The sequence below is a fragment of the Parendozoicomonas verongulae genome (assembly GCF_009711465.1).
GTDB classification, from domain to species: Bacteria; Pseudomonadota; Gammaproteobacteria; order Pseudomonadales; family Endozoicomonadaceae; genus Sansalvadorimonas; species Sansalvadorimonas verongulae.
On record NZ_SMME01000709.1, the window covers coordinates 5829 to 6273 of the forward strand.

At 60.7% G+C, this 445-nt stretch carries 1 protein-coding gene; it reads left to right on the plus strand.

What is annotated here, in order from left to right; all coding sequences use genetic code 11:
* The coding region (locus E1189_RS03495; RefSeq protein WP_230460116.1) for a hypothetical protein at positions 1 to 445 on the plus strand (445 nt) is incomplete at both ends.

The following is a 445-nucleotide window of genomic DNA, read 5'->3' on the forward strand; positions in this document are numbered from 1 at the left end:
GGGCAAGTATCAGGGGCACAGCTACACCGACCTGTATATCGACGAGGCCGGTAACTTCCCCGACTCGGCCCCTATCGACAAACTGCAGGCCACCCTGCGTAATCCTTACGGCATCCCCTCCAGCTGCAACCTGTCCGCCAACCCCGGCGGCCCCGGTCACGAGTGGCTGAAGAAGCGCTATATCGACCCGGCCCCGCTCGGCATGGAACCCATCACCGATGATATGAGCGGCGAGCAGCGGATATTCATCCCCAGCCGGTTACAAGACAACCCCCTGCTACTGAACAGCGACCCTGGATATAAAAACCGCCTCAAAAAATCCGGCCCCCCGTGGCTGGTACAGGCGTGGCTGATGGGCGACTGGAACGCGACCCCGGAAGGCGGATTGCTCAAAGCCCAGTGGTTCCAGCGGTACAACCAGCTGCCCTCGGAATTTTTGCGTGTA